We start from the raw sequence: 4,261 nt of genomic DNA, 5'->3' as shown, positions 1-4,261 counted from the left end.
TCGTCGCGCTGGCGTCCCCGCAGCTGGCCCGGCGGCTGACCCGCTCGCCCGGCGTCACGCTGGGCGCCTCGGCGCTCGTGGGCGCCGTGCTGCTCACCCTGGCCGACCTGGCCGCCCAGCGGGTGCTCGCGCCCGTGCAGTTGCCCGTCGGCGTGGTCACCGCCGCGATCGGCGGCGTCTACCTCGCCCTGCTCCTGCGGAAGGACCGCCACTGATGTCCCGGCCCGCCCCTCGCCCCGGCCGCCTGACCGGGAGCGACCTCACCCTCGCCTACGACCGGCGGGTCGTGGCCGCGGACCTGGACGTGGTGATCCCCGACGAGTCGTTCACCGTGATCATCGGCCCGAACGCCTGCGGCAAGTCCACGCTCCTGCGTGCCCTGGCCAGGATGCTCAAGCCCAGGAAGGGCGCCGTCCACCTGGACGGCGGCCTGATCACCTCGCTCCCGTCGAAGGAGGTGGCGCGGCGGCTCGGGCTGCTGCCGCAGAGCTCGATCGTCCCCGAGGGCGTCACCGTGGCCGACCTGGTGGCGCGCGGCCGCTACCCGCACCAGCGGCTGATGCGGCAGTGGTCGCGCGCCGACGAAGCCGCGGTCGCCGAGGCGATGCGCGCCACCGACGTGGCCGAATTGGCGGACCGGATCGTGGACGAGCTGTCGGGCGGGCAGCGGCAGCGGGTGTGGCTGGCGATGGCACTGGCGCAGGAGACGCCGATCCTGCTGCTGGACGAGCCGACGACGTTCCTCGACATCTCCCACCAGATCGAGGTGCTGGACCTGTGCGCCGACCTGCACGAGTCGGGCCGCACGATGGTGGCGGTGCTGCACGACCTCAACCAGGCGTGCCGCTACGCCACCCACCTGATCGTCATGCGCGGCGGGCGGATCGTGGCCGAGGGCGAACCGGCGGCGACCGTCACGCCGGAGCTGGTGGAGCGGGTCTTCGACCTGCGCTGCGAGATCATCCCGGACCCGCAGACGGGCACCCCGCTCATCGTCCCGGAGGCCCGCCGCCGCGCCCCCACGACGACGATCTGACAAGAGTGCCTGAAACGGCGACGGCAGGGCTACGGCCTCTCGACTGAAAGTAAACTTGGCCCGTGGTAGAGCCCAAGTTCGAGATTCAGATGCTGCACGACCGGGTGATGCTCCGGCTGGAGCAGCAGGCCGAGGAGCGGCGGAGCGGCTCGGGGATCGTCATCCCGGCGACGGTCAAGATGGCCAACCGGCTCGCCTGGGGCGAGGTCTGCGGCGTCGGCTCCAACGTGCGCTCGGTCAAGGTGGGCGACAAGGTGCTGCTCAACCCCGAGGACCAGTTCGAGGTGGAGCTGCACGCGCAGGTCTATCTCGTGATGCGCGAGCGCGACCTGCACGCGGTCGCCACGCAGGAGACCGACCACGGCACCGGCCTCTACCTCTGACCTCTGACCTCCGGGGCCGCCCCCGAAGGCGGTGAGACGTCAGCCGCGGGTGAAGCCCAGCCAGAGCCGTGCCGTCCACGTCCCGGCCGGGATGGCGGCGAGCGCGCGCCGCGTCCGGCCGTTCAGGTCGACGACCGCGAGCCGATGGCCGCCCTGGTGGGCCAGGACCGCGATGACGTGGTTCTCGTCCCACCACCCGAACACCGCCTCCGGTCTGATCGCCACCCGCCGCGAGATCCGCCCCGTCGCCGGGTCGGCCACGCACAGCCTCTCGGCGAAGCGCGGCGGGCACCACAGGGCCAGGCGCCCGCCCGACGGCGAGTACGAGTCCTCGGGCCCGGTCGGCCTGCCGATGCCGGCGTGGGTGCTGAGGACCGCGCCGTCGCTCGCCCGGTAGGCGCGCAGCCCGTCGCCGTACCTCGCGATCAGGTCGCCCGCCGGGGTCCACCAGAAGCCCGCGCTCGGGTCGAGGCCACTGAGCAGAACCGTGCGGGCCGTGCCCGCCGCGACGTCCACCACGGTGAACCCGGCCGCGCGCCATCGCCCAGCCGCCTTCCGCTCGACGGTCAGCGCCACCTTCCGGCTGTCGCGGGACCAGGAGACGTACGAGGCGGTGAGCGGCTTCCTGACGGTACGGACCCGTCTGGTGGCACCCGTGGCCCGGTCGGTGAGGTGCAGCGCGTCGTGGCCGTCGCGGTAGGCGGCCGGCACCCCCGCCACGGTCCGGGCGTCGGGTGAGACCGCGGCCTCGGACAGGGCCCGCTGCCTGACGAACGTGGCCCCGCCGCGCGCCCTGAGGTACGTGCTCCGCGTTCCCAGCCCGTACGCGCTGAGCCGAACCGGGTCGCCGGCCCGTTCGGAGTAGGTCACCCCGACGCCCGGGAGGGGCAGCGCGTCCGCCGCGGCGGAAGGGGTGAAGAGTGTCAGGGACAGCGCGACGGCGATATGGGCGATCACGCCCGCAGAATAGACATTCGTCGTGGAGATATCCCGGGCGATAGCCACCGGGTATGGCCCGCCTGGAACCGCCCGCCTAGAACTGGATGAAGCGCTGGGCGTACATCAGCAGGTCGATGCCGAGCGTTCGCATGCCGAAGTACACGATCACGCTCGCCGCGGCCACCGTGACGATCAGCACGATGACGCGCACGGTCCAGCCCTGCCGCTTGTACCACTCGGTCCAGGAGTGCAGCAGGCGCTTGCCGAGCTCCAGCAGCCGGTGCGCCCAGTGGAACTCGGTGGCCAGCACCGCCAGCCCGGCGAACACGACGAGCCACCCCGGCCCCGGGAACGGCACCATGATGAGCCCGCCGACCACCATGACCGCGCCGATCACGCCGATCACGATCTTGAGGGTGAGCGCGCCCGTACGGGTGGACCTGATGCCGTCCAGCCAGCCGTGCAGGCCGGAGCGGCGCTCGGGAATGCCGGAGCGGTCAGCGGCCCTGTCCTTGACCACGTCGGCGTCCCCGGTGTCGGAGTCTTGGATCGCCACTGTTCCCCCGCACGGTCGGTGTGCCCCCCAGGATAAGGCCCGCTCGCCGGACGCAAGCGACCAGATGCACAATGACCACTAAACCGGGCCAAAAGTAAAATCTGAGGGGCAAATCTGCACGTTGCTATAGCTATCGGTTAATGTCTCCTATGCCCGAGGTCATGCTTCGCACCGTCACCGGCCCCGTCCGCGCGGCCTCGATCGACGGTGCCGTTCTCCCGCACGAGCACCTGCGCACCGACACGCGCTGGGGGGCCGGAATCGCCTCCGACCCGTACCGCTGGCTCGACGAGGAGCACACCGTCACCGCCGAGCTCCACGGGCTGCGCCAGTCCGACCAGGTCGAGCTGGTGGTCGACCTGACCTGCGTGGGCATGGGCCGCGACGCGGACGCGCTGGCCCGCATCGCCGCCGCCGGGCGGGTGCCGGTGATCGCCGGGACCGGCCTGTTCACCGAGCCGTTCGCGCAGAGCCGAGACGCCGACGTGGACACGCTGACCAAGATGCTGATGCGCGAGATCACGGACGGCCTCGACGGCACCGGCGTCTTCCCCGGCGTGATCGGCGAGATCGGCTGCTGGGGCGCCACCCCGACGCCCGCCGAGGAGCGCGCGCTCGTCGCCGCCGCCCGCGCCTCGATCGCCAGCCGCCTTCCGGTCGCCACCTACGGCCGCGACTGCCTGGGCATGCTGGAGATCCTCCTCGGGCAGGGGCTGCACGGCTCGCGGCTGAGCATCGGCTACGCGGGAGCGGACGTGCCCACCGCCCGCAAGATCGCCGAGGCGGGCGCGTACGTGAGCCTGACCGCGTTCGGCGCCGGCGCGCAGCAGGCCGCCAGGGTCGCGTTCGGCCTCATCGAGGAGGGCCACGCCGACCGGCTGCTGCTCAGCACCGGTCTGAGCCGGATCGAGCAGGTGAGGAAGTACGGCGGCCGGGGCTACGGGCTGCTGTTCCGGTCAGTGCTGCCGCTCCTGCGCGAGGCGGGGGTGAGCGACGACACCATCCGGCTGATCACGCACGACAACCCGCTCCGCTGGCTGACCTCCGGCACTTCCGTCCCCTCCCTTCCCCTCGCCCTTCCGGCCTCCTCCTCTCTCCGGCCCGGCCGTCCCTGACCGGCCTCCTGACCGTCCCGGGCCGGGAAACTGGCTAGGATCGGGCCAGACGAGGCCGGGCGGTGAGGGATGGTGAGCGACCACGCGGACAGCGGCGACGGCCGCCCGCGCAGGCCGTCAGGGGCGCTGTCCCGCCTGGCGAGGCTGGGAGACGTGCCGGTCGTCGTCATGCTGGCGTGGGCCGGGTGGCTCGCCGTCCCGTGGTCGCTGAGCGGCCTCGCCCAGGCCCGCG

General features: G+C 72.5%; 6 protein-coding genes. 4 read left to right on the top strand and 2 right to left on the bottom strand.

The window, feature by feature from the left end:
* From DQW85_RS26810 to DQW85_RS26800, 3 genes are all read left to right on the top strand, one after another.
* On the top strand, nucleotides 1-215 hold a 215-nt coding region (locus tag DQW85_RS26810), incomplete at its 5' end, for an iron chelate uptake ABC transporter family permease subunit (protein ID WP_162795408.1).
* Nucleotides 215-1,036 (top strand): ABC transporter ATP-binding protein, encoded by an 822-nt coding sequence (locus tag DQW85_RS26805; RefSeq protein ID WP_113702701.1) that lies wholly within the window; start codon nucleotides 215-217, stop codon nucleotides 1,034-1,036. The genes DQW85_RS26810 and DQW85_RS26805, both read left to right, overlap by 1 nt.
* A gap of 62 nt (nucleotides 1,037-1,098) precedes the next feature.
* A complete protein-coding gene (locus tag DQW85_RS26800) occupies nucleotides 1,099-1,419 on the top strand; it encodes a GroES family chaperonin (protein WP_113702700.1) in 321 nt (106 codons plus the stop codon).
* 39 nt (nucleotides 1,420-1,458) lie between these two features.
* Here the strand turns inward: DQW85_RS26800 and DQW85_RS26795 are convergent, their stop codons facing one another.
* Both DQW85_RS26795 and DQW85_RS26790 read right to left on the bottom strand, forming a co-directional pair.
* Entirely contained in the window at nucleotides 1,459-2,376 is a 918-nt protein-coding gene (locus DQW85_RS26795; protein ID WP_113702699.1) for a hypothetical protein, read from the bottom strand.
* Nucleotides 2,377-2,452: 76 nt separating this feature from the next.
* The gene (locus DQW85_RS26790; RefSeq protein ID WP_113702698.1) at nucleotides 2,453-2,914 is read right to left on the bottom strand and encodes a TIGR02611 family protein; all 462 of its coding nucleotides are present in this window, start codon (nucleotides 2,912-2,914) and stop codon (nucleotides 2,453-2,455) included.
* A gap of 161 nt (nucleotides 2,915-3,075) precedes the next feature.
* Between DQW85_RS26790 and DQW85_RS26785 the strand changes: the two genes are divergently transcribed.
* On the top strand, nucleotides 3,076-4,029 hold the full coding sequence (locus tag DQW85_RS26785; protein ID WP_240197448.1) for a phosphotriesterase family protein: 954 nt from the start codon (nucleotides 3,076-3,078) through the stop codon (nucleotides 4,027-4,029).
* Nucleotides 4,030-4,261: the final 232 nt, after the last annotated feature.

This window comes from Nonomuraea lactucae, assembly GCF_003313395.1.
GTDB classification, from domain to species: domain Bacteria; phylum Actinomycetota; class Actinomycetes; order Streptosporangiales; family Streptosporangiaceae; genus Nonomuraea; species Nonomuraea lactucae.
The sequence above is the reverse complement of the archived record's forward strand: the minus strand, read 5'-3'. Positions and strand labels throughout refer to the sequence as shown.

Coding starts and splice junctions, on each gene's coding strand:
- DQW85_RS26785 (WP_240197448.1), top strand. CDS start 3,076: ATGCTTCGCACCGTCACCGGCCCCGTCCGCGCGGCCTCGATCGACGGT.
- DQW85_RS26805 (WP_113702701.1), top strand. CDS start 215: ATGTCCCGGCCCGCCCCTCGCCCCGGCCGCCTGACCGGGAGCGACCTC.